Below are 24,132 nucleotides of genomic sequence, written 5' to 3'. Positions count from 1 at the left end.
GTCGCCTGCGCGCTGCTGGCCTGTCCCGGCAGGGGCAGGAGTTGTGGGCCTGCCGGGGTGGTGTTCTGCGGGTATTTGGGGTGGCTGGTCGGTGGGGACTGGGCGGGCCTTCGTGGTTGAGGCATGTGGCGAGTTTGTGGGGCAGGTGGTGGGCTGTTGCTTGGGTCGGTGAAGTGGTGGTGGCTTTGAGGATGTGCGGGCTGGGGTTGGCCGCGGAGGGTGTGGGTTGTGGTGCGCACTGATTCAGGCGCTGGGCCTGGGTTTATGGGGTTTTGAGGTTCGGTGACCGACCGTAGGTGAAGGTCCGGCGGGGCGCCGAAGTGTCGTCGCTGTCTGTGGGGAAAACGTCGCTACGGTGGGGACGTGTCCAAATTCCTTGGTTTCCTTCTCGGGATCATCGTGGCGCTGGCGGGGCCGGCCACGTTCGGAGTGCTGACGGCCGACGGCGGGATCGAGCTGAACGCGAAGGAGATGGCGCTTGCCTACGGCATCGGAGCGCTGATCTTCTGGGCTGTGGTGTCGTACTTCTCGGGGGCGGCCGCGCTCGGTGCCGCGCTGATGTTCGGCGCGATGATCTACACCGTGCACTGGATCCCCAACCGGACGACGAACTTCCTGAACGACGTCCCGGGCGTGACGACCGGCATGATCGACGGGCTCAAGGCGTACACGCTGAACGGCGTGGTGCCGATCCTCGCGGTGATCTCGCTGGTGTACGCGGTGCAGCTGATCGTGCAGTCGGTACGGCGGCGCCGCCGCGAGCGGGCTGAGGCCGAGCGGCGCCAGCGGGAGCAGGAGCTCGCCCAGGCGCAGCAGGAGGCTGAGGTGGCTGCTGTTTATGCGCCGCCGGTTGCTGCTGGTGAGTATGTGCCGGCTGGGGACAACCGGTTCCAGAATTTCGGGAACTCGAGCTACGACGACCTGTTCGACGACGAGCCGGCGCCGGTCCAGCCGCGGAGTCAGGCGGACGAGCACACGATGCAGTTCGCCGAGGCGGATGCTCGGGCCGAGCGGGAGAACACGGCTGTTGTCGGTGCGGTGGGCAACGATGCGGACGAGACCGTGCAGGTGGCGCCGGAGCGGGATGAAACGCAGCGGGCCGAAGCACAGCAGGCTGCGCGGCAGAGCGACCCGGATGAGACGCAGGCTGTTGCCGCCGGCGAGGCTCCGCGGGGTGACGAGACGCAGGTTGTTGCTGCCGGCGAGGCTCCGCGGGGTGACGAGACGCAGGCTGTTGCTGCTGGCGAGGATCGGCAGGCTGAGGAGACTCAGGTTGTTGCTGCTGATTCGGACGCAACTCAGCAGATGCCGGTGGATCAGGACGCGACGCAGCAAGTGCCGGTTGCCGAGGCGCCGGAGGCTGTTGAGGACGACAAGGACGATGAGCCGCCGGCTGCTGCCACGCCGACTGCCGCGGGGGCTACTGCGGTGAGCCCCGCTCCGGCGGCTACCGCACCGCCGGCTGCTGCTGCTGCTCCGGCCGCTGCGGCTCCGGCCGCAACGCCGCCAGTCGCTCAGACTCCGGAGGAAGCAGCACCCAAGGCCGAGACCCCTCGGGCTGAGGCCCCGAAGGTCGAGGAGCCGAAAGCGCAGGAGCCGAAGGCGGAAGCACCCAAGCAGCCCGAGGCCCCCAAGGCCGCGGCCCCTCAGCCGGAGGCACCCAAGAACCCCGGCCTGCAGGCTTTCGTACGGCCCAAGGAAGAGGTCGGCCAGCAGTACCGCGAGCGGATGGACGACCCCGAGGACACTGGGGAGTTCTTCGTGGGACAGTTCAGGCCCGCTGGAGCTTGAGGTAGGTACGCGAAAGACCCCGGTCGCAAAGCGACCGGGGTCTTCCAATGTCTGGGACTGAACAGAACAGCTCAGGCGACGTGCATGCGCTGGTGTTGCCCCCAGCGGGCGTGTTCGGCGAAGGCCTCGTCATACGCGTGAATGGCCATCTCGCACACGTCCGACGCCATCTGCGCACGGGGCGAGTCGGTGCTCCAGGCAAGTAGCAGCCGGCGGTGGATCGGGTCACCCGCCAAAGGGCGGGTGGTGACGTCGCTGGAGAGCATCCGGTACGACGTAGGCGAGATCAGCGCAACTCCCTGACCGCTGGTCACGAAGCCCATCAGCACCGACGTGTCGACCGAGTGATGCTCGATCCGGGGCGTGAAGCCCGCCTGCTCGCACGAAGCGCGGAACAGGACGTGGAAGCCGCTGTCGTCCGGTGGTTCGCCGATCCACTCCTCCTCGGCCAGGTCGGCGAGGTCGATGTCGCCGCGGTGGCGGGTGGCGATCGCCTTCGGATGGTCGGCGGCCAGTACGACGTACGCCGACTCGGACTCGACGATCGTGCACGCGTCGACGCCCGTCGGCAGCCGCAGCTCGAAGCCGGGGAACTCGCGCAGCAGCGCGAAGTCGAGCCGCCCGCTCTCCAACTGCTGCAGCAGCACGCTGGTCGACCACTCGACCTCGATGCTGACCTGCTCGATCTCGCCGTGGTCGCGCAGCCGGGACGCGATCCCGGACATCGGCGCGGTCGGGAACCCGCCGAGCCGGACGGCGCTGGACTCGACGGCGGTCATCGCCGACACGGTCGCGGACAGGTGGTCGACGTCGACCAGGATCGCCCGGGCGCGGTCGACGGCGTACCGGCCGAGCGGGGTCGGGGTGACGCCGGTGCGGGAGCGCTCGAACAGCTCACCGCCGAACGCCGACTCGATCCGTTTCAGCTGCGCGGTCAGGCTCGGCTGACTCACCTTCATCCAGCGGGCGGCCCGTCCGACGGACCCCGCTTCTGCCACCAGGACCACCACCCGCAGGTGGCGCAGCTCGACGTTCATGCATTGGGACCGTAGTCGAGGTTACGCCGCAGTACACAGGTACCGCGTGTTGCGGTTGTGTCACAGCCGGGCGAGAACTTGTAACGTTTGCCCGGCTGTGACGATAGGTAGCGGATTAAGCCCAGAAGTCAGGACGCGTCGAGACTCAGTGCCTCTCGGTAACCGAGTTTGCGCCCGGTCTGCAGCAGCGTCCGCTCGTACAGGCGGGCCCCGAGCCGCACGATCAGGACGGTCGCGACCAGCAGCAGCGCGATCGCCACCAGCGGCTGCCAGACCGGTACGTCCTCGGTCAGCATCCGCCCCGGCATCGCCATCGACGACGCGATCGGCACGAACGATGCCCACGTCTTGGCCGTCCCCCCGGCGAAGACCGAGAAGAAGAACGGGATCATCAGGATCATCTGCCCCGGCAGCGTCGTCGACCCGAGGTCCTCCTGCCGAGTGGCCAGCGATCCGGCCACGGCCCACAGCCCGGCCAGCGCCAGGAACCCGAGCACGAAGAACACCACGAACCAGCCCGCGACCGGCGCGATCACCTCGAGGATGTCGGCCTGTCCGGTGACCAGCAGCCCGATCAGCGACGCGGCCGCGATCACCACGATCTGGGTCAACGCCATCACCGTGTTGCCGACCACCTTGCCCCACAGCAGCGCGCGGATCGGGATCGCGGCGGCCAGGATCTCGACCACCCGGCTCTCCTTCTCCTGCACGACGCTCTGCGCGATCATCATGCCGAAGCCGAGCGCGGTCATGTAGAAGGCCAGCGCCAGGCCGATGTTCACGAACTCGGCCACGATCTCGGGCAGCGGTCCCGGGTTCAGCAGCTGCTCCTGCACCGTCGTACCGGCCTGGAGCTCCTCGGGCGTCAGGCCCTTCTTAGCGGCATTGTCGAACATGCCCAGATTGGTCACCGCCTCGCGCAGTGCGTTCTGGATCCCGCTGTCGACCTCGTCGTCACCGAGTACGACGTACCCGTTGTCGGCCGGCAGCAGCGCGGCCTTCACGTCGCCCGAGGTGACGGCCTGCTCGGCCGCGGCCCGATCGGCGACCCGGGTGGTCTCGAAGCTGTCGTCCCCGTTGAACTGGTCGGCCGTCTGCACGATCCGGGCACCGGCGTCGTTGGTGACCGCGATCTTGTCGGGTGAGTCGTTGCCGGCGAGCAGCGCCGGGACGATCACGGCCAGCATCACCACGACCAGCATGAACAGCGTCGAGCCGATGAACGTCTTGTCCCGCAGCTTGGTGCTGATCTCCCGCAGCGCCACCAGCTGCCACGGGTGCCGCAAACCCTGCTTCTGCTCACTCATCGGGTCGCCTCCCGGAAGACGTCGCTCAACGCCACGCGCTCGGGCCCGAACTCGAGCACCTGCCCGCGGCTCATCGCCAGCTGCAGAACTTGTTGCTCCTGGCCCGCCTCGACCACGTCGAACAGCCCGGACGCGCCATCCACGTCACGCACCTTGATGCCCCGGACGTCGCGCAGCCAGCCCGCGTCGACATCGGTCACCAGCCGGTACGTCGTACTGGAGCCGGCCGACAGCGACGCCACCGAGCCGGCCGCGACGACCTTGCCGCGGGACAGCACGACCAGGTCGTCGCACAGGCGCTCGACCAGTTCGAGCTGGTGGCTGGAGAACAGCACCGGCACCTCCGGCGTGACCTCCTCGCGGAGCAGGTCGACCATCGCGTCGACGGCGAGCGGGTCGAGCCCGCTGAACGGCTCGTCGAGCACCAGCGCGATCGGCTCGTGCACGAGCGCGGCGGCGATCTGGACGCGCTGCTGGTTGCCCAGCGAGAGCGTCTCCAGCATGTCGCCGGACCGCTCGGTCAGGCCGAGCCGGTCGAGGATCTTGTCGGTCCGCTCCCCCGCCCGCACCGGGTCGAGACCGTGCAGGCGGCCGAAGAAGATCAGCTGGTCGCGGATCTTCATCTTCGGGTACAGCCCGCGCTCCTCCGGCATGTAGCCGAAGTCGCTGCGGATCGCGTGCGTCAGCGGTGCACCGTTCCACAGCGCCTGCCCCGCCGTGGGCGCGAGCACCCCGAGCATGATCCGCATCGTCGTCGTCTTGCCGGCTCCGTTGGCCCCGACGAAACCGGTCATCCGCCCCGGCACGACGTCGAACGTGACGTCGTCGAGTGCGAGGTGATCACCGAACCGCCGGGTCAGCCCAGCAACGCTCAGCATCCCGTTCACCGTTCCTCTGCTGCTTCGGCCCCCGGACCGGGCGCAGGCCCGGCCACTCCCACCGCGGGAGTGGTACCAACGCTAGTCAGCCGGGAGCGTCCGCACGTCGGTCCGCAGTGTGACCGGCGGCGTCATCCGCAGGAGGGAGATCCCGGTGCCAGGCGGTCAGCTTGGCCGGGTTGAGGATCAGCCACAGGTGCGTGACGACCTCGTCGGCGACGTCGAGGCAGAGCACCGCCTGCGCCCGCCCGGACCGCCGTACGACGATGGCCGGCCGCCCGTTGGCGCGTTCGACCGAAAGGTCCGCGCCGGGACGGGTGCAGTGGAGGGTGATCACCCGGGCGATCTCTGCGGGGCTGTGGACAGGCTGCAGCGGAACGGCGACCTGCCCGCCGCCGTCTGAGACCAGTACGGCGCCGGGCGCGAGCAGTCGTTCCACCTGTCCCGACCGCAGGGCCGCGACGAGGTGGTCGATCATCAGCCCACCCCGGCGAGTTTGGTCGGGTTCATCTGCCAGTAGATCCGGTCGATACCCTCGGTCGACGCCACCACGGTGACCATGGCGAACAGCCGGCCGTCGAGCCGCAGCAGTGCCGACGACGAGCCGTTGACCGTGGCGATCTCCACATCGACACCGGCCCAGAAGCGGTCGGCGAACGCCTTGTAGTACTTGGCGACCCGCTCCACCCCGTGCACCGGGAACTTGGAGGCCCGGACGATCCCACCGCCGTCGGAGTAGCTGGACACGTCCGCGGCGAACAGGCTTTCCAGTGCGACCAGGTCACCGGTCCGGGCCGCGCTGACGAACGCACTGAGCAGGCGGCGCTGCTCCCCCTCGTCCACCGGCGTACGGCGGTCACCAGTGACCCGCTTGCGTCCACGGCTGACCAGCTGGCGCACAGCCGGCTCGCTGAGCTGCAGGATCTCCGCGATCTGCGAGTACGGGTAGTCGAACGCCTCCCGCAGCACGTACGCCGCACGCTCGTTCGGCGACAGCCGCTCGAGCAGGATCAGTACGGCGAACTCCAGGGCCTCCCCACGCTCCGCACCGAGCAGCGGGTCGGCACTGGTGTCCACCGGCTCGGGCAGCCACGGCCCGACGTACGTCTCGCGGCGGACCCGGGCCGACTGGGCCGCGTTGATCGCCAGCCGCGTCGTCGCCGTCGCCAGGTACGCCGCGGGGTTGGCCACGACGCTGCGGTCACAGGTCTGCCAGCGCAGCCAGACGTCCTGGACCAGGTCCTCGGCCTCGCTCGCGCTGGACAGCATCCGGTACGCGATGCCGAACAGCCGCGGCCGCAGCTCGTTGAAGACCCGGGCAGCCTCCTCCAGGTCGTCGGCCTCGCTCACCGCAGGTTCGTCCACGGGCCTATCTTCACTCCCCATGTGCGTCAGGGTCACCCTCCAGCGCCTCGACGGCGCCGAGCAGACTGCGCAGCGCCACCTCGTCCCGCTCGACCTCCATCGGGTCGACCAGCCACTCACTCACCGGTACGACGCGCTCGGCGTCGCTCGCGGCGATCATCCCGAGGTCGGCCTCGACCTCGTGGTGCAGCTCGCTCAGCGGCTCGTGCCCATACATGCTCTCGGCGTCGCGCAGGAACGACCGCTCGTCAGGTGTGCTCATCGCTCGGCCTGGCCCTTGACCCAGTCGACGTAGTGGATGTGGCCCAGCTGGGCCTCGCCCGAGGGAACCAGGCTGCCCTCGAGCAGCTCGGAGCCGAAGTACGTCGCGTGCTCGTCGGCGACCACCTCGCGCGCGTCGCCGGTCAGCGCGAGCGCCTCGCGGATGAACTCGTCCATCCGCACCTGGTCCGGGCCGGCGATCTCCGTGCGGCCGTTCAGCGGCGTACCGACGGCGACCTTGGCGACCGCGTCGGCCACGTCGTCGCCGGCGATCGGCTGGTACTTCACCGGCGCGATCCTGACCTCAGAACCCGTGGTCGCCGCGTCGGCGATGCCGATGGTGAACTCGAAGAACTGGGTCGCGTGCACCAGCGAGAACGGGACGCCGGAGTTCGCGATCAGGTCCTCCTGGGCGATCTTGGCCGCGAAGTACCCGTTGTCCGGCAGCCGCTCGGTGCCGACGATTGACAGCGCGACGTGGTGCCCGACGCCGGCCTTCTTCTCCGCCGCCAGCACGTTGGTGGTGGAGGTGGTGAAGAACTCCATCACCGCGGCCGGCTCGAACGACGGCGAGTTGGACACGTCGACGACCACGTCCGCACCGGTCAGCACCTCGTCCAGGCCCTCGCCGGTCAGCGTGTTGACGCCGGTGTTCGGCGCCGCCGCGACCGCGTCGTGCCCGTGCGCGGTGAAGCGGCGGATCAGCTTGGACCCGATCAGTCCGGTGCCGCCGATGACGACGATCTTCATGTCCGTCTCCTGCCGGTCGTGGGGGCCTGCTGCCGCCCGTCACCAGCAAAGACCGGACAGCGGGCCCGGCTGTGACCGTTCGCGAGAGGTTTTTCGGGCGACGCCGGTCACAGACCGGGCCGTTGCCCTGTCCTTGCTGACGTGAGCCGACCAGCACCAGGAGCCGAACCATGCCCGCAGCCCTGATCCGGGGCCGGATGCGCCCGCGCCGGCCCGACGAGCAGCACCGCGCGGCGAGTCCGCTCGAGCTGCTGTTCGACCTGACCTTCGTGGTCGCCGTCGCGGCCGCGGCGGCAGAGTTCGCGCACAGCGTCGCCGACGGGCACCCGGAGGTCGTCGGGTTCCTGCAGGTGTTCTTCACGATCTGGTGGGCGTGGATGAACTTCACCTGGTTCGCGTCGGCCTACGACACCGACGACGTGGCCTACCGGCTGCTCACCCTGCTGCAGATGGGCGGCGTCCTGGTGCTGGCGGCCGGCGTACCGACGGCTGCGGCCGACGCGGACTTCCGGCTGGTCACGCTGGGGTACCTGATCATGCGGCTCGGCCAGATCGCCCAGTGGGTCCGTGCGGGGGTCGAGAACCCGGCAGAGCGTCGTACGGCGTTCCGGAACGCCGTCGGGATCAGTGTGCTGCAGCTCGGCTGGTTGATCCGCACGGCGACCGGGGAGACCACCACACTCACCTTCGCCTGCCTGGCGGTGCTGGAGCTGACCGTGCCGTGGTGGGCCCAACGCAAGCGGGACACCGGCTGGCACCCGCACCACATCGCGGAGCGGTACAGCCTGTTCACCATCATCCTGCTGGGCGAGAGCGTCCTTGCCGTCAGCAACGCTGTGCGGGCCACCGAGGTCAGTGCGGGGCTGGTGGTCATCGGCGTGGGCGGTCTGGTCCTGCTGTTCGCACTGTGGTGGCTCTACTTCCTGCAGCCCGCCGGGCACGGCCTGGAGCGCAACCGCGACCAGTCCTTCCTGTGGGGCTACGCCCACTTCGGTCTGTTCGCCGCACTCGCTGCACTCGGCGCCGGGCTGGAGGTAGCAGTCGAGCAGACCAGCCATCACCTACCGCTCTCCCCCACCAGCGCCGGGTACGCCGTGGCTGTACCGGCCGGGTTGTTCGTTGCCCTGCTGTGGGGCGTGACGCGGACCATCCTGGCCAGGCCGACGCTGCGGCTCAGCACCAGCGTGGTCGGCGTGGTGCTGATCGCGCTGGCACCACTGCTCGGCCCGTACGCCGGGGTGCCTCTGGTCGTCGTACTGGTCGCTCTGGTGTGTGTGCTGGTGGTCGCGGTGACGCAGGTTCAGGAGGCGGCGTCGTCGCCGGGGACGACCAGCCCGCACTCGTAGGCGAACACCACCGCCTGCACCCGGTCGCGCAGGCCGAGCTTGAGCAGGACCCGGGAGACGTGGGTCTTCACCGTGGCCTCGCCGACGAACAGCTGCCCGGCGATCTCGGTGTTGGTCAGGCCGCGCGCGATCAGGCCGAGCACCTCGCGCTCGCGCTCGGTCAGGTCGGCGACCAGGTCGGGGCGGTAGACGCGCTCGCCGCCGCCGGAGAACCGCTTGATCACGCGGCGGGTGACCTCCGGCGCGAGCAGGGCGTGGCCGGAGTGCACGACCTGGATCGCCTCGACCAGGTCCTCGGGGGCGGTGTTCTTGAGCAGGAACCCGCTGGCGCCCGCGCCGAGCGACTCGAACAGGTAGTCGTCGCGGTCGAAGGTGGTCAGGATGACGACCTTGCCGGCGTCGGCGGCGACGATCCGCTGGGTCGCGGCGATGCCGTCGAGGCCAGGCATCTGCACGTCCATCAGGACGACGTCCGGACGCAGCTGCAGCGCGAGCTCGACGGCCTTCTCGCCGTCGGAGGCCTCACCGACCACCTCGATGTCGGACTCGACCGAGAGGATCATCCGGAACCCCGCGCGGACCAGGTCCTGGTCGTCGACCAGCAGCACCCGCATCGGGCCGGTGGCCCCGGTCTCACTCACTGAGCTGCTCCTTCACGGTCTTGGACAGAATGGTCGGTCTCCACTGGTTGTGGGTCGAGGGAAGGGGTGGCGCCGCCCGGGCTCGTCGCTGGCGCGACATCGGACGAGCCGATCGTGCCGACTGGCGGCGCGGCGAGCGGGATCCTCGCCCGCACTCTGAACCCACCGACCGGGCGGGGGCCGATCTCGGACTCGCCGCCGAGCAGGGCGACCCGTTCCCGGATGCCGACGTGGCCCAGGCGCGATCCGACCGGCGCGTGCTTCGGCCGCCCGTCGTCGATCACCTCGACCTCGATCGCGTCGTCCAGGTACCGCAGCGTCACGTGCGCGGTCCGCGCGGTCGAGTGCCGCCGGACGTTCGTGAGCGCCTCCTGGGCGATCCGGTAGACCGACACCGAGATCGTCTCCGGCACCTCCACCGGCTCCCCGATCTGGTGGAACCCCACCTCCAGCCCCTCGCCGCCCGCCTCGACGACCAGCGCGGGCAGCCGGTCCGCGCCCGCCTGCGGCGCCTTGCCGACCGGTACGCCGAGTCCGACCGGTACGCCGAGCTCGTCGTCCAGGTCGGGATCGGCCGCGCGGAGCATCCCGAGCAGCTGGCGCATCTCGTTGACCGCCGTCCGGCTGGAGTTCTCGATCACGCTCAGCGCGTTCTTGGCCGCGTCCGGATCCTTGTCCATCACCCGCCGCGCCCCGCCGGCCTGGATCCCGATGCTGCTGATGTGGTGCGCGACCACGTCGTGCAGCTCGCGGGAGATCCGCAGCCGCTCGTCGATCACCGCGCGCCGGGCGTTGGCCTGCTGCTGCGCGGCCAGCTCGGCGGCCTGCTGCTCCAGCTCGTGCCGCTGCCGCGCGACGCCCCACGACGTACGGCCCCAGAAGTAGGCGCCGAAGAAGTAGAGGACGTTGATCGCGAGCGTGATGATCACGCCGGACACGTACGGCCCGAGCAGGCTGTCGTTGACGCCCTTGAACTCGTCGGTGCGCAGCGCCCGGACGAAGCCCAGCGTCAGCCAGCCGAACATCACCACGAAGACGACCGCGACCGTCACCTTCATCAGCCGCCGGTCCCGGGCCCACGCGACCGCCGTGTAGATCGCCATGAACGCGGTCGCCTGGGTGACGATGTTGCCGGCGAACGCGAACGTCGCCCGCTCACCGGTGACCACGAACAGCACCGACACGACCAGCATGACCACGATCGGCCGCCTGCGGCGCAAGCACAGCGCCAGGGCGCCGGCCGCGCTCAGCACGTACGGCTCCACGCCGCCGACGCCCAGGTCGGCCGGCATCGGCGTCGCGCCGCGGGCCAGCTCGGTCGCGATCACGCCCGCGACGGCCAGCAGGAGGCCGAGCAGTACGTCGTACCGCTGCTCCTTGGCGGTCGGTCCGGGCCGGATCCAGCCCTGGACGGTCGTCCCGGTCTTCGGCGGCGTACCCGGCTCCTGAGGACTTGACATAGGTCACCAGCCTACGGGTGGAAAGGCCCTGACCAGCCCGGCGTACTCTTGGACGCGTGACGATCGCCCCAGAAGGTCGAAAGATGCTCAGGCTCGAGGTGCGCAACGCGGAGACCCCGATCGAGCGCAAACCCGAGTGGATCAAGACGCGCGCCAAGATGGGCCCGGAGTACCAGAAGCTGCAGGCGCTGGTGAAGTCCGAAGAGCTCCACACCGTGTGTCAGGAAGCCGGCTGTCCCAACATCTTCGAGTGCTGGGAAGACCGTGAGGCCACCTTCCTGATCGGTGGGGACCAGTGCACCCGGCGCTGCGACTTCTGCCAGATCGACACCGGCAAGCCGCAGGAGCTGGACCGCGACGAGCCGCGCCGCGTGGCCGAGTCCGTGGTCAAGATGGGCCTGCGGTACGCGACCGTGACCGGCGTCGCGCGCGACGACCTGGACGACGGCGGGGCCTGGCTGTACGCCGAGACGATCCGCCAGATCCACGCGCTGAACCCGGGCACCGGCGTCGAGATGCTCGCGCCCGACTTCAACGCCGTGCCCGAGCAGCTGGCCGAGGTGTTCTCGTCGCGGCCGGAGGTGTTCGCGCACAACGTCGAGACGGTGCCGCGGATCTTCCGCCGGATCCGCCCCGGCTTCCGCTACGAGCGCTCGCTCGACGTGATCACCCAGGCCCGCGACTACGGCCTGGTCACCAAGTCCAACCTGATCCTCGGCATGGGCGAGACCCGCGAGGAGGTCAGCCAGGCGCTGGCCGACCTGCACGGCGCCGGCTGCGAGATCATCACCATCACCCAGTACCTGCGGCCCTCGGTCCGGCACCACCCCGTCGAGCGGTGGGTCCGGCCGGAGGAGTTCGTGGAGCTGCAGGCCGAGGCCGAGCAGATCGGCTTCGCCGGCGTCATGTCCGGCCCGCTCGTCCGTTCGTCGTACCGGGCCGGTCGCCTGTACCGTCAGGCGGTGGAGTCGCGGATGACCTCCGCCACCACCGATGCTTAGGACGACCCCCTCGACACAGAGATTGACAAGGTAGAGATGGCCAAGAACGACGTCCCCGCCGAGAAGACCAGCCGGCTGAAGCAGATCCGGTCGGCGTACCAGCTGACCAAGAAGTCCGACCCGTGGATCGGGCTGCTGCTCGCCGGGATCTTCCTCGGCGTGGTCGCCGTGTTCGTCGTGCTCGGCCTGCTGGTCGGCCCGCTGCTGATCTGGATCCCGCTCGGCGTCGCGCTCGGCTTCCTGGCCGCGACGATCGTGTTCGGCCGCCGGGTCGAGAAGGCGGCGTACAGCCAGATCGAGGGCCAGGCCGGCGCGGCCGCCTCGGCGCTGCAGACGCTGCGCCGTGGCTGGAACGTGTCGCCGGCCGTCGCGGTCACCAAGAACGCCGACATCGTGCACCGCGTGGTCGGCCGTCCGGGCATCGTCCTGGTCGGAGAGGGCCAGCCCAGCCGGGTGAAGAACCTGCTCACCGCCGAGCAGAAGAAGCACAGCCGGGTCGCCGGTGGCGCCCCGGTGATCACGGTGGTGGCCGGCAAGGGTGAGGGCGAGGTCGACATCCGCAAGCTCACCAAGCACGTGATGAAGCTCCCGCAGGCGCTGCAGCCGTCCGAGATCACCGACCTGCTGCAGCGGCTGAAGGCGCTGGACGCCGTCCGCCCGCAGGTGCCGATGCCGAAGGGGCCGGTCCCGACCAGCCTCAAGGGCGCCCGGCAGGCGATGAAGGGCCGCTGACCCGTCGATCTCGGGCCTTCTCGTTCGTCAGGTGATCGTCCAACCTGGTGAACGAGGAGGTTTCCCATGACCGTCGACGACGTCTTCCCGATCCTGACCAGCGCCGGCCTGCCGCGGCTGCTGCCGTTCTACACCGACGTGCTCGGTGGTGAGCTGGTCTACCAGTTCCCGCCGGAGGGCGCCCCGGCGTACGTGAGCGTGCAGTTCGGCAAGGCCTCGGTCGGGCTCGGGCACGACCCAGACTTCCGGCGTACGCCGGGCCGGCCGCCGATCGCGCTGTGGCTCTACACCGACGACCTCGACGGCTTGGTCGCGGCGATCCGGTCGGCGGGCGGCCGGATCACGCAGGAGCCGGCCGATCAGCCTTGGGGCGAGCGCGAGGCCCGCGCCGAGGACCCGGACGGCAACCAGCTGTACCTGGGGCAACGGGCGGGTTAGCCCGCCTGGATCGATCGCTTGATCACGCTCCGGCACGTCGAGTCACCGGTCCGGTCCGGAAATCCCGGGGTAACCGATGGGCGTTGACGGCGTTTGTCTAGCGTGAGGACAATCCTGTGCCTGGTGTCGCACGTCCCGTGCGCCGATCGACCGTAGAGTGCGGCCAGGACGGATCTAGGGGCGAGGACAGGAAATGACCGATGTGATGCCGGCGGTGCACCAGCCGGAGGCCACGACCTGGCCTGGACTGGTGGCGCCCCGTTCGAACCCGGTCCGCCGGGCCGGCGCGCTGGCGGCGATCCGGATCATCGCCAAGGACCTGCCGGCCTCGATCTCGATCGACAACCGCCGGTACGGGCTGGGCGGCCCGGCGATGCGCGTGCACCGCAGCGGCCCCTTCCTGGACCGGCTCGGTCAGGACGCCGGCTCCGGGTTCGGCGAGGCCTTCCTGGCCGGCGACTGGGACCCCGAGCCGGGCACCGACCTGGCCGACCTGCTGGTGCCGTTCGCCGAGAAGTTCAACAACGAGCAGACCCGGCACCTGATGCCCAAGTGGGCCCAGTCGCTGCGCTGGCTGGTGACCAAGTCCCAGCCGGGCGAGCAGGAGAACGACCGGGCCGGCGCCCGCGAGAACGTCAGCCGGCACTACGACCTGAGCAACGCGATGTTCTCGGAGTTCCTCGACCCGACGCTGACCTACTCGGCGGCCTACTTCGGTACGGCGGACCCGCTGGCCGATCTCGGCTCCGCGTCGTACGACGAACTGACGCCCGCCCAGCTGAACAAGCTCGACGCGATCCTCGATGCCGCCGGGGTCCGGTCGGGCTCCCGCGTGCTCGACATCGGCTGCGGCTGGGCGAGCCTGGCGATCCGCGCGGCCCAGCGCGGCGCGTGGGTCACCGCGATCACCATCGCCTCCCAGCAGGCCCTGCTCGCCCAGCGCCGGATCGCCGACGCCGGCGTCAGCGACCGGGTCCAGGTCGCGCTGCGCGACTACCGCGACCAGATCGGCGAGTTCGACGCCGTGCTGAGCGTGGAGATGATCGAGGCGGTCGGCGAGAAGTACTGGCCGGTCTACTTCGACGCGATCGAACGGCGGCTCGCGCCGGACGGCGTCGCCGTCGTCCAGGCCATCGTGATGCCGCACGAGCGGATGCTGGCCACGCGCAACACGTTCACCTGGGTGCAGAAGTACATCTTCCCCGGCGGGCTGATCCCGTCGGTGAAGGTGATCAAGGACGTCACCAACCAGCACACCGGGCTGCACGCGCAGGTGCTGCGCTCACTCGGCCCGGACTACGCCCGCACGCTGCGGATCTGGCGCAACCGCTTCGTCCAGCAGTGGCCGAACATCGCCGCCCTCGGTTTCGACGACACGTTCGGCCGGATGTGGGAGTTCTACCTGGCCTACTCCGAGGCCGGATTCCGGTCGGGCTACCTGGACGACGTCCAGCTGCTGCTCACCCGGCGGTAGCTTTCTGTCACCGGGCGCGAACTTACCGCCGTACGACGATCGTGCCCGCGGCGCGGTCGTGGAGGCCGCGGCGGTCGCGGTCGAAGACGACGGCGGGCAGCACCAGGCAGATCAGCAGCGAGCGAATCACCCCGGCCAGGAGGCCGGGCTGCGCGGTGTACCCAGGGCCGTGCGCGCCGACCCGGATCACCCGCAGGCCGCAGATCCGGTGGCCGAGTGTGAAGCCCGCAAGCCCGGCCAGCACAGCGGACATGGCGAAGAACGTGACCAGCTGGGCGGTGCTGTAATCGTTGCCACCGGCCCATATCGGCGTACCGGTGATCGCCGAGGCGATCAACCCCGCGAGCAACCAGTCGATCAGCAGCGCGAGCAGCCGGCGGCCCCAGCCGGCGACCGACCCCGGACCGTCCTCGGGCAGGCCGAGACGGTTGCCCGGATAGCGGAACTCTTCGGCGGGTCCTGTCCCCGGCTGTGCGGATGATGCCATAGTGGCTAGCCTACGGAGGGGCGCGGCAGATCTCACCTGCCTCCCCCACCTCTCCAGTGGGTCAGCGCGGACACGCTGGGCTTAACATCCGCGAAACATGGGGGTCACGGCCGAGTAATCGGCAGGCCCTACGTTCAGATGAATCTCTGAGCCACCCCGAGGAGTATGTATGTTTTCCAGCGCTGAGGAGCTGCTCGCCTACGTCAAGGACGAGGGCGTCGCATTCATCGACGTCCGGTTCTGCGACCTGCCGGGCATCATGCAGCACTTCACCGTCCCGGTGTCGTCGTTCGGTCCCGAGGTCTTCGAGGACGGCCTGCAGTTCGACGGTTCGTCGATCCGCGGCTTCCAGCAGATCCACGAGTCGGACATGTCGCTGCTGCCCGACCCGACGACCGCGTACCTGGACCCGTTCCGCAAGGACAAGACGCTGGTCATCAACTTCTTCGTGCACGACCCGCTGACCGGTGAGGCGTACTCGCGCGACCCGCGCAACATCGCCCGCAAGGCGCAGGAGTACCTGAAGTCGACCGGGATCGCCGACACCGCGTTCTTCGCGCCCGAGGCGGAGTTCTACGTCTTCGACGACGTCCGCTTCGAGACCAAGCAGAACGAGGGCTACTACCACATCGACTCCGTGGCCGGCGCCTGGAACACCGGCCGGGTCGAGGAGGGTGGCAACCGCGGCTACAAGGTCCGCTACAAGGGTGGCTACTTCCCCGCGCCGCCGGTCGACCACTTCGCCGACCTGCGCAACGACATCACCAAGCACCTGGAGAACTCCGGGCTGATCGTCGAGCGGGCCCACCACGAGGTCGGCACCGCCGGCCAGGCGGAGATCAACTACCGCTTCAGCGAGCTGCTGAACGCCGCCGACGACGTGATGAAGTTCAAGTACATCGTCAAGAACACCGCGTGGGACGCCGGCAAGACCGCGACCTTCATGCCGAAGCCGATCTTCGGCGACAACGGTTCGGGCATGCACTGCCACCAGTCGCTGTGGAGCAACGGCGACCCGCTGTTCTACGACGAGTCCGGGTACGGCGGCCTGTCCGACACCGCCCGCTGGTACATCGGCGGCCTACTCAAGCACGCCCCGTCGCTGCTGGCCTTCACCAACCCGACGGTGAACTCCTACCACCGCCTGGTCCCCGGCTTCGAGGCCCCGGTCAACCTGGTCTACTCCCAGCGCAACCGCTCGGCCTGCATCCGGATCCCGATCACCGGCTCGAACCCGAAGGCCAAGCGCATCGAGTTCCGCTGCCCCGACCCGTCGGCCAACCCGTACCTGGCCTTCGCCGCCCAACTGCTGGCCGGCATCGACGGCATCCGCAACAAGATCGAGCCGGCCGACCCGATCGACAAGGACCTCTACGAGCTCCCGCCGGAGGAGCACGCCTCGGTCAACCAGGTCCCCACCTCCCTGCCGGCCGTGATCGACGCCCTCGAGGCCGACCACGAGTTCCTGCTCGAGGGTGACGTCTTCACCTCCGACCTGATCGAGACCTGGATCGACTTCAAGCGCGAGAACGAGATCGCCCCGATCCAGCTCCGCCCCCACCCGCACGAGTTCGAGCTGTACTACGACGTCTGATCCGTAGCCGTCAGCACCCTCGGGCCCATCCGCTTCGCGCGGGTGGGCCCGAGGTTTTTCGCAGAGTTTCCTGTACGACGGGCAGCTGCTGCCGCGCGGCGGGCGGTCGGTTCACAGAGTTCTCCCAGGAACTCTCAGCAACCGGTCAGCACGGCGGGTCAGGCTGCGGGGATGACGACGATCGAAGTACGTGAGCTGACCAAGCGGTACGGGCCGGACCTGGTGGTGGACGACCTGTCGTTCACCGTCGAGCCCGGGCACGTGACCGGTTTCCTCGGGCCGAACGGTGCCGGGAAGTCCACGACGATGCGGATGATCCTGGGGCTGGCCGCGCCCACGCACGGGTCGGTGCGGGTTGGTGGCCGCGAGTACGCGCAGCTGCCGGTTCCGCTGACCGAGGTGGGGGCGTTGCTCGACGCCGGGGCGCTGCACCCGGCCCGCCGGGCCGACGACCACCTGCTCGCGATCGCGCAGAGCAACGGCATCGGGCGCCGCCGTGTGAACGAGGTGCTGGCCATGGTCGGGCTGGACAAGATCGGCCACCGCCGGGCCGGCGGTTTCTCGCTCGGCATGCGCCAGCGGCTGGGCATCGCGGCGGCGTTGCTCGGCGACCCGCAGATCCTGATCTTCGACGAGCCGGTCAACGGGCTCGACCCGGAGGGCATCCGCTGGATCCGGGACTTCATGCGCAAGCTGGCCGCCGAGGGCCGCTCGGTGCTGTGCTCGAGCCACCTGATGAGCGAGATGGCCGTCACCGCCGACCACCTGGTCGTGATCGGCCGGGGCCGGTTGATCGCGGACACCAGCATGAGCGAGTTCACCCGTTCGCACGGTGAGGGCACCGTACTGGTCCGCGCCCAGTACGCCGACGAGCTCGCGCGGCACCTGACCGCCGCAGGCGGCGTCGTACGGGCTGGGCTGGAGCGGTCGCTGATCGTCTCCGGGCTCGACTCCACCGAGATCGGGCAGCTCGCCGCGTTCCACGGCGTCACGTTGTCCGAGCTGACTCCGCAGGCGCCGTCGCTCGAGGACGTGTTCATGGAACTGACCCAGGACAGCGTCGAGTACGCCGGAGCCACGTCATGAGCGCCGCGACTCGTCCGGCCGAGACCAGCCCAGCCGTCCGGGCCCAGGTGCGGTTCACCGACCTGCTCCGCTCGGAGTGGACGAAGCTCCGCAGCCTGCCCTCGGTCCGGTGGACGCTGCTGGCAATGGTTGCCTTCAGCACCACGGTCACCCTGCTCGTCACCAGCGGCGACGACTCCGCCTACGGCAACCTGAGTCCCGAGGACAAACTGGCCTGGGACCCGACCGCGCTGTCGCTGAACAGCTTCTTCCTCGCGCAGCTGTGCATCAGCGTGCTCGGCATCCTGGTCGTCACCTCGGAGTACGCGACCGGCACGATCCGTACGTCGCTGTCGGCGATGCCGCGTCGCGGATTGTTGCTGGCGGCAAAGACCTCGGTGTTCGCGGTCGTTGCCCTGGTGGCCGGGCAGGTGACGTCGTTCGTCACCTTCCTCGCCGGTCAGGCGATGCTCGGCCGGCACGACGGCACCCCGACGGCGGCGCTGAGCGATCCCGGAGTACTCGCGGCCGTGTTCGGCACCGGCCTCTACCTGGCCGCCATCGGTCTGCTGGCCGTCGCCGTCGGGACGTTGACCCGAGCCACGGCGGGAGGCCTGGCCGTGCAGGTCGGGATCACGCTGCTGGTGCCGGCGCTCGGCGGCGCGCTCCCGTCCTGGGCGCAGAAGGCGTTCGCGTACTGGCCGTCGCTCGGCGGGCCCGAAGTACGGACGCTGCATCCGACGCCGGAGTACCCCGACGCGTGGACCAACCTGGCGGGCATGACCGCCGGGATCGCGGTGGTGCTCGCCATCGCGTTCGTAGTCTTTCGGCGCCGCGAGGTCGGATGATCCTCGGCAGCGCCTCCGTAGGCTGGCGAGTATGGACGACGGGGAAACCGCAGTGACCCGACCGGCCGGCGCCGAGCGTCTGCTGGTCGTGGACGACGAGGCGACGGTCCGCGAGCTGCTGTCGGCGACGCTGCGGTTCGCGGGGTTCTCGGTCGCCTCGGCGTCCACCGGCGCCGAGGCGATCGCCGCCGCCACACGGGAACCACCCGACCTGGTCCTGCTCGACGTGATGCTGCCGGACGTGGACGGCTTCGAGGTCGTCCGCCAACTGCGGGATCGGCCGGGGCACCCGGTGCCGGTGCTCTTCCTGACCGCCCGCGATCGGCAGGCGGACAAGGTGACCGGGCTGTCGCTCGGAGCGGACGACTACGTGACCAAGCCGTTCGACCTGGAGGAGCTGATCGCTCGGATCCGGGCGATTCTGCGGCGCACGTACGGCGTACCGGCCGCACTGCTGACCGTCGGCGATCTCGAGCTCGACGTCGAGGGCCACCAGGTCACCCGGGCGGGCCGGGCCGTGCGACTGTCCGCGACGGAGTTCCGCCTGCTGCACTACCTGATGCAGAACGCCGGGCACGTCGTCTCCAAGGCGCAGATCCTCGACCGGGTCTGGGCCTACGACTTCGGCGGGGACGCGAGCATCGTCGACACCTACATCTCGTACCTGCGCCGCAAGGCCGACACCGGCGAGCCGAAACTCATCCAGACGGTGCACGGCATCGGCTACGTGATGCGCGAGCCGCGACGGTGAGGCGGCTGTCGCTGCGGTCCCGGCTGCTGCTGATCACGCTGGTCCTGCTCGTGGTCGGCCTCGCGACGGGCAGCACGATCGTCACCTCACGGCTGCAGGACCATCTCCAGACCAGGCTGGATTCCGAACTCCGCTCGGTCGGACAACTGCTGCGGATCTCCGGCGCCCCGACCAACCCGGAACGCGTGGACGCCAACGCCCAACAGTTGGCACTGGGACTGGACCTGTTCGGCAGCCCGTACTTCGTGTTCCTCGACCCGGCCGGCACCGTCGTCGGCGAGGTCAGCTCCCCGCGGATCGGTCCGGAGCAGCTTCCGCGGGTGGACGACCTCCGCACGGCTCCGCCGGATGGTCCCGCCGTGGTCGTCACGTCGGCCGACGGCGCCAGCCGGTGGCGTGCGATCGCGCTGTCCCGGCCGTCCGGCTCGCTGATCGTGGCCGGTTCGTTCGCCGAGGCCGACGCCACCGTCGCCCGAGTACGGCGGAGCAGCCTGATCGCGGGATCGCTGACCCTGGCCGCGCTGGCCGTCGCCGGCTGGTTCGCGGTGAACGGCGGTCTGCGGCCGCTCCGCCGGATCGAGCAGACCGCCGCGGCCATCGCGGGAGGCGACCTGTCGCGCCGGGTGCCCGACCTGGCCGCACCCGGCACGGAGATCGGCCGGCTGTCCGCCTCGCTGAACACCATGCTGGTTCAGCTGGAACAGGCCTTCGCCGACCGGTCGGCCTCCGAGGCGCGGATGCGTGCCTTCGTCTCCGATGTCAGCCACGAGCTGCGGACGCCGTTGTTCGGCATCAAGGGCTTCACCGAGCTGTACCGGATGGGCGCGCTGCCCGAACCCGCCGACGTCGACGCGACGATGCGCCGGATCGAGCAGGAGGCCGGGCGGCTCGCCGGGCTGACCGAGGATCTGCTGCTGCTCGCGCAGCTCGACGAGGCGCCGGACTCCCTGCTCGAGCCGGGCCCGATGGACCTGCGGACGCTGGCCAACGACGCCCGGCACGATCTGCAGGCGCTGGATCCGTCGCGGCCGGTCGAGGTCACCGGACCCGCGCCGAGCCGTCTGTTCACGGCGGCTGCTCAGTCCGACGGTGGACCGCCCCGCCCGGCGCCGGTATCGGACGGTGGGCCGCCTGGGCCCGCGCCGGTGCCGGGCGGTGGGCCGCCCGGACCGGCGCCGGTGTGGGGCGACGAAGCGCGGCTGCGCCAGGTCGTCACCAACCTCGTCGGCAACGCCGTCGCCCACACCCCGGCCGGCACTCCGGTACGGATCGGCGTCGGTACCGCGGACGGCCACGCGATCCTGGAGATCTCCGACCAGGGCCCCGGCCTCGCCCCCGACCAGGCGGCCCGCGTCTTCGACCGCTTCTACCGCGCCGACCGCTCCCGCAGCCGCGCCGGCGGCGCCAACGCGGGCCTGGGCCTCGCGATCGCCCGATCGCTGACCCAGGCCCACGGCGGCGAGATCGAACTCCACACCGCCGTGGGCGAAGGCGCCTGCTTCCGGATCACGCTGCCCTTGGCTGCACGCCCCTGAGGTTCCGGCGTACGTCGCCGCCAACTAGCCGGTGTAGGTGGCGCTGAGGTGGTACAGCCGGCCGCCCCAGCCCTCCTCCGGGAACGAGTCCGAGATCCGCACGTACGCCGCCTTGTCCGGGCCGAGGTGCGGTGTCAGGTCGAACGTCCGCGCCGCCTTGTTCTGGCCGTCGTGGGCATGTTCGGTCTCCCTCCCGACGGTGGTCCACTGCTGCCCGTCGCCGCTCACCTCGACGACGTACTCGTTGTCGAGGGTCAGCGTCGCGGACGCCGACGTGGTGCCGGACGGGAACGGGAAGCGGTAGACGAAGTACGCGTTGCCGTCGGCGAAGCGGTTCTGGACGCCGTTGCTCTGCGATCCGCCGGCGTCCCACAGCCACGGCAGCTCGGCCGCCGTACCGGTGTCGAAGTCCACCGTGCGCGCCACCAGGATGTCGGCCCGCGTGCTGAACGCCAGGAGCGGGCCGGACTTCGCGGTCACGGTCACCGGGTAGCGGCCGTCCGCCGTACCGGCAGGGATCGCCACCTCGAGCTCGACCGCCGTCTGCGCCGGTACGGCGTTGCCCTTCGGGCGCAGGGTCACCGTCGCCCGGCTCGGCGTCACGGTCCAGCCCGCGGGAGCAGTTGCCCGGACGTCGGCCGTGATCCGCTGCCCGGCCGGTGCCGTGGCCTGGATCCGAGCCGTGAGCTTGACTGTCGTCGCGGTAGCACTCGACGCCATCACCACCGGCTGGGCCGGAGACATGGTCGCGGACAACGACCGCACGGGCGGCCGCGCCGGTACGTCGGCGATCAGGGCGCTCAGCGCGCTGGCCTGCGTCCGCCAGTCGAAGACGTTCGAGCTGCCCCCGGCCCACCGCAGTCCGAGCCGTCCGGCCGCGTCGCGGTTGTCCCAGACCGTGGCGGCCTGCCGATCCTGGAACGCGGTGTAGCGCGCGTCGTGCGTGGTGTCGGTCAGGTCCATCCAGTAGCGCAGGAAGATGCCCTTGAACTGCTTCTGGTTGTCGTCGCACGACTTGCCCGGCGCCTCGCAGGACTCGGTCAGGATTCCGTTCGGGGCCAGGCCCTTGGCGCCGATCGCGGCGTCCGCCAGCCGCCGTACCGTCGTCAGCAACTGCGGGTTGTGGGTCGCCCGCCACAGCTCGAGGCCGGCACCGATCGCCAGGCCCTGGTTGTAGGTCCACACCGTCTCGTTGTTGGACTTGCAGGTGCCGGTGTTCAGACCGTCGTTCACCAGCCCGTCGGCGTTGATCAACCCGCTGCCGGTGAACCAGTTCCAGCCCTGCTGCGCGCGGCCGAGCCAGTGCCGGTCACCGGGGATCCGGTTGTGCAGCTCGGCGGTGAGCCGGATCCACAGACCGTTGGTGACGGCGTTCTTGTACGTGCGCTCGCCGTCCCACCAGACCCCGCCGCCGCAGGTGTCGTCCCAGTAGCCCTCGACGTACCGCGCGATCGTGACCGCCATGTCGAGGTACTTCGGGTTCTTGGTCAGGTCGTAGGCCTGGACCCAGGTCAGGCCCCACCACTCCGAGTCGTCGATGGCGCGGCTGGTGAAGTTGCCGAGCAGCGGGTCACCTGACAGGTAGCCGGCCGGGAAGACGCCCTTGTCGTTCTCGAACGTGTTGTCCAGCTGCGGCAGATAGCGGCGGTCGCCGGTGCGCTGCATGTAGTCGCCGACGGTCTGCAGGGCGACGGCCGAGTTCCACCAGCTGGAGGGGAACCAGGCCTTGACCGGCTCGTACGAACTCATCAGGACGTCGGCGGCGACCCGGGCCCGCGCCGTCGCGGTCGGGCCGTCGGCACCTCCGCCCGGATCGGCTCCGGCGGGCAGCGCGGATACCATGCCGACGGCCAGCGACGCGGCGCCGGCAATCAGCGCGCGCAGGACGCGCGAACGATTCAGGATCATGTGCGGATCTCCTCGAGGCTCCAGGGCGGCTCGACCGACCGAGGTTTGGAAACGTTTCCTTCCATCGTGCGGCAGTATCGTCGCCACCCGGGACAACGATGTCAATGCCGAACGATGAGACAGTCAAAGTGCAGTAGTTCAGGTGGATTACAGTCTTTTGCGTCGTGTCCGCCGCCGAAAGGTCCCGCCGTGAGCCTCGAATTCCTCTGGTACATCCCCAATCAGGTCCAGCCCGGGCACCGCGGCGACGACACCACCGACGGGCACAACAGCCTGGAGCGGCTGACGGACCTCGCGCGGTTGACCGAGCAGCACGGATGGGGCGGCGCGCTGCTCGGGACGGGCTGGGGCCGGCCGGACACGCTGACCGTGGCGACGGCGCTCGCGGCGCGGACGACGTCGTTCCAGCCGCTGGCGGCGATCCGGCCCGGGTACTGGCACCCCGCGCACTTCGCGTCGGCGGCGAGCACGCTCGACGAGCTGAGCGGCGGGCGGCTGCTGATCAACATCGTCTCGGGGCAGGACAACCTCGCGGCGTACGGCGACAGCGAGGGCGACCAGGCGCAGCGGTACGCGCGCACCAAGGAGTTCCTCCAGCTCGTACGGCGGCTGTGGACCGAGGAGGACGTCACCTTCGCCGGGGACCACTTCCAGGTCACCAACTCGACGGTCGCCACCCGGCCCGTCGTACGGGAAGGGCGCCCGCATCCCCGGCTGTACTTCGGCGGCGCCTCCCCCGCCGCCGAGCGCGTCGCCGCGACCGACGCCGACGTCCAGCTCTTCTGGGGCGAACCGCTCGACGGCATCGCCGAGCGCGTCGACCGCCTCAACGGCCTGCAGCAGGAGCTCGGCCGCGAGCACAAGCCCCTCGAGTACGGCCTGCGCATCACCACCCTGATCCGCGACACCACCGAACAAGCCTGGGCCGACGCCGAGGCCAAGGTCGAGAAGATGGCGCTCGACACCAACTTCCGCGACACCCACGGCACGAACCCCAAGCGCTTCAAGGCCGTCGGCCAGCAACGCCTCCTCGAGCTCGCCGACCGCGGCGAGGTCCTCGACGACAACCTCTACACAGCCCCCGGCAAGTACGGCGGCGGAGGCGCCGGCACCACCTGGCTCGTCGGCTCCGCCGAAGACGTCGCCAAGTCGCTGCGCAAGTACCAGGACCTCGGCCTCACCCACTTCATCCTCTCCGACACCCCCTACCGCGACGAGATCGTCCGCGTCGGCGACCAGCTCCTCCCGCTGCTCTCCGGCAGATAGGTGCAGATCTTCCCGTGCGACTGCGCGTACGACGGCGCACCCCGCCCCTCGGTGCCGATCAGCCCTCCGATGGCGAGCACGGACAGGCCGGTGACGCGGGCCGCGCGCCGGGCGGCGTACTGGATGACGTTCATACCCGGGACAACGGGCAGGCGAGCAGGCCCCTTCCGGCGCATCTCTTACGGCACGCTTTCGGC

General features: G+C 69.9%; 24 protein-coding genes. 12 read left to right on the top strand and 12 right to left on the bottom strand.

Features of this window, described 5'->3' with window-relative positions; genetic code table 11:
* The first annotated feature begins 363 nt into the window (after window positions 1–363).
* On the top strand, window positions 364–1,791 hold the full coding sequence (locus ABD235_RS02865; RefSeq protein ID WP_344168853.1) for a hypothetical protein: 1,428 nt from the start codon (window positions 364–366) through the stop codon (window positions 1,789–1,791).
* Window positions 1,792–1,862: 71 nt separating this feature from the next.
* On the opposite strand, the gene ABD235_RS02860 is transcribed toward ABD235_RS02865, so the two are convergent.
* The 7 genes from ABD235_RS02860 to ABD235_RS02830 form a co-directional block, all read right to left on the bottom strand.
* Complete coding sequence (locus ABD235_RS02860) at window positions 1,863–2,828, bottom strand: LysR family transcriptional regulator (protein WP_344168850.1); 966 nt, start codon at window positions 2,826–2,828, stop codon at window positions 1,863–1,865.
* A 128-nt stretch (window positions 2,829–2,956) separates the two neighbouring features.
* Window positions 2,957–4,135: an ABC transporter permease gene (locus tag ABD235_RS02855; protein ID WP_344168846.1), complete on the bottom strand. Its 1,179-nt coding sequence runs from the start codon at window positions 4,133–4,135 to the stop codon at window positions 2,957–2,959.
* Entirely contained in the window at window positions 4,132–5,013 is an 882-nt protein-coding gene (locus tag ABD235_RS02850; RefSeq protein ID WP_344168843.1) for an ABC transporter ATP-binding protein, read from the bottom strand. The genes ABD235_RS02855 and ABD235_RS02850 overlap by 4 nt, the downstream gene beginning before the upstream one ends.
* Before the next feature lie 85 nt (window positions 5,014–5,098).
* A complete protein-coding gene (locus ABD235_RS02845) occupies window positions 5,099–5,491 on the bottom strand; it encodes a sigma-70 family RNA polymerase sigma factor family protein (protein WP_344168840.1) in 393 nt (130 codons plus the stop codon).
* Window positions 5,491–6,378, bottom strand: coding sequence for an RNA polymerase sigma-70 factor (locus ABD235_RS02840; protein ID WP_344168837.1), 888 nt, complete (start codon window positions 6,376–6,378; stop codon window positions 5,491–5,493). Before ABD235_RS02840 ends, ABD235_RS02845 begins: the two co-directional genes overlap by 1 nt.
* Window positions 6,379–6,388: 10 nt before the next feature.
* Complete coding sequence (locus ABD235_RS02835; RefSeq protein ID WP_344168834.1) at window positions 6,389–6,640, bottom strand: hypothetical protein; 252 nt, start codon at window positions 6,638–6,640, stop codon at window positions 6,389–6,391.
* Entirely contained in the window at window positions 6,637–7,389 is a 753-nt protein-coding gene (locus ABD235_RS02830) for an SDR family oxidoreductase (protein ID WP_344168831.1), read from the bottom strand. Before ABD235_RS02830 ends, ABD235_RS02835 begins: the two co-directional genes overlap by 4 nt.
* Before the next feature lie 170 nt (window positions 7,390–7,559).
* Between ABD235_RS02830 and ABD235_RS02825 the strand changes: the two genes are divergently transcribed.
* Window positions 7,560–8,735 (top strand): low temperature requirement protein A, encoded by a 1,176-nt coding sequence (locus ABD235_RS02825; RefSeq protein WP_344168828.1) that lies wholly within the window; start codon window positions 7,560–7,562, stop codon window positions 8,733–8,735.
* Here the strand turns inward: ABD235_RS02825 and ABD235_RS02820 are convergent.
* Window positions 8,690–9,376, bottom strand: coding sequence for a response regulator (locus ABD235_RS02820; RefSeq protein ID WP_344168825.1), 687 nt, complete (start codon window positions 9,374–9,376; stop codon window positions 8,690–8,692). The two genes, ABD235_RS02825 and ABD235_RS02820, sit on opposite strands and share 46 nt — an antisense overlap.
* Window positions 9,373–10,836 (bottom strand): sensor histidine kinase, encoded by a 1,464-nt coding sequence (locus ABD235_RS02815; protein ID WP_344168822.1) that lies wholly within the window; start codon window positions 10,834–10,836, stop codon window positions 9,373–9,375. The genes ABD235_RS02820 and ABD235_RS02815 overlap by 4 nt, the downstream gene beginning before the upstream one ends.
* Window positions 10,837–10,919: 83 nt before the next feature.
* Here ABD235_RS02815 and lipA point away from each other — a divergent pair, with 83 nt between their 5' ends.
* The 4 genes from lipA to ABD235_RS02795 all read left to right on the top strand — a co-directional run bounded on the left by lipA (window position 10,920) and on the right by ABD235_RS02795 (window position 14,481).
* Complete coding sequence (gene lipA / locus ABD235_RS02810) at window positions 10,920–11,837, top strand: lipoyl synthase (RefSeq protein WP_344168819.1); 918 nt, start codon at window positions 10,920–10,922, stop codon at window positions 11,835–11,837.
* 36 nt (window positions 11,838–11,873) lie between these two features.
* Window positions 11,874–12,569, top strand: coding sequence for a DUF4191 domain-containing protein (locus ABD235_RS02805; RefSeq protein ID WP_344168816.1), 696 nt, complete (start codon window positions 11,874–11,876; stop codon window positions 12,567–12,569).
* Window positions 12,570–12,635: 66 nt separating this feature from the next.
* Window positions 12,636–13,007: a VOC family protein gene (locus ABD235_RS02800; RefSeq protein ID WP_344168813.1), complete on the top strand. Its 372-nt coding sequence runs from the start codon at window positions 12,636–12,638 to the stop codon at window positions 13,005–13,007.
* Between the two features lie 193 nt (window positions 13,008–13,200).
* Entirely contained in the window at window positions 13,201–14,481 is a 1,281-nt protein-coding gene (locus ABD235_RS02795; RefSeq protein WP_344168811.1) for a class I SAM-dependent methyltransferase, read from the top strand.
* Window positions 14,482–14,503: 22 nt separating this feature from the next.
* Here the strand turns inward: ABD235_RS02795 and ABD235_RS02790 are convergent, their stop codons facing one another.
* The gene (locus ABD235_RS02790; RefSeq protein WP_344168808.1) at window positions 14,504–14,968 is read right to left on the bottom strand and encodes an RDD family protein; all 465 of its coding nucleotides are present in this window, start codon (window positions 14,966–14,968) and stop codon (window positions 14,504–14,506) included.
* A gap of 169 nt (window positions 14,969–15,137) precedes the next feature.
* Between ABD235_RS02790 and glnA the strand changes: the two genes are divergently transcribed.
* From glnA to ABD235_RS02765, 5 genes are all read left to right on the top strand, one after another.
* Window positions 15,138–16,562: a type I glutamate--ammonia ligase gene (glnA, locus tag ABD235_RS02785; RefSeq protein WP_344168805.1), complete on the top strand. Its 1,425-nt coding sequence runs from the start codon at window positions 15,138–15,140 to the stop codon at window positions 16,560–16,562.
* A gap of 171 nt (window positions 16,563–16,733) precedes the next feature.
* A complete protein-coding gene (locus ABD235_RS02780; RefSeq protein ID WP_344168802.1) occupies window positions 16,734–17,648 on the top strand; it encodes an ABC transporter ATP-binding protein in 915 nt (304 codons plus the stop codon).
* Complete coding sequence (locus ABD235_RS02775; RefSeq protein WP_344168799.1) at window positions 17,645–18,475, top strand: ABC transporter permease; 831 nt, start codon at window positions 17,645–17,647, stop codon at window positions 18,473–18,475. Before ABD235_RS02780 ends, ABD235_RS02775 begins: the two co-directional genes overlap by 4 nt.
* Window positions 18,476–18,506: 31 nt before the next feature.
* The gene (locus tag ABD235_RS02770; protein WP_344168796.1) at window positions 18,507–19,226 is read left to right on the top strand and encodes a response regulator transcription factor; all 720 of its coding nucleotides are present in this window, start codon (window positions 18,507–18,509) and stop codon (window positions 19,224–19,226) included.
* The gene (locus ABD235_RS02765) at window positions 19,223–20,761 is read left to right on the top strand and encodes a sensor histidine kinase (protein ID WP_344168793.1); all 1,539 of its coding nucleotides are present in this window, start codon (window positions 19,223–19,225) and stop codon (window positions 20,759–20,761) included. Before ABD235_RS02770 ends, ABD235_RS02765 begins: the two co-directional genes overlap by 4 nt.
* A 24-nt stretch (window positions 20,762–20,785) precedes the next feature.
* Here the strand turns inward: ABD235_RS02765 and ABD235_RS02760 are convergent, their stop codons facing one another.
* A complete protein-coding gene (locus ABD235_RS02760) occupies window positions 20,786–22,669 on the bottom strand; it encodes a glycoside hydrolase family 76 protein (protein ID WP_344168790.1) in 1,884 nt (627 codons plus the stop codon).
* Window positions 22,670–22,858: 189 nt separating this feature from the next.
* Between ABD235_RS02760 and ABD235_RS02755 the strand changes: the two genes are divergently transcribed.
* Window positions 22,859–23,935, top strand: a complete 1,077-nt coding sequence (locus ABD235_RS02755) for an LLM class flavin-dependent oxidoreductase (protein WP_344168787.1) — start codon at window positions 22,859–22,861, stop codon at window positions 23,933–23,935.
* Here ABD235_RS02755 and ABD235_RS02750 read toward each other — a convergent pair.
* On the bottom strand, window positions 23,875–24,069 hold the full coding sequence (locus tag ABD235_RS02750) for a hypothetical protein (RefSeq protein ID WP_344168784.1): 195 nt from the start codon (window positions 24,067–24,069) through the stop codon (window positions 23,875–23,877). The genes ABD235_RS02755 and ABD235_RS02750 overlap by 61 nt on opposite strands.
* Window positions 24,070–24,132 lie beyond the last annotated feature (63 nt).

The sequence above is a fragment of the Kribbella lupini genome (assembly GCF_039529595.1).
In the GTDB taxonomy this organism is placed as follows: Bacteria; Actinomycetota; Actinomycetes; order Propionibacteriales; family Kribbellaceae; genus Kribbella; species Kribbella lupini.
Note: the sequence above shows the minus strand (reverse complement) of the source record. Positions and strands in the feature narration are given on the sequence as shown.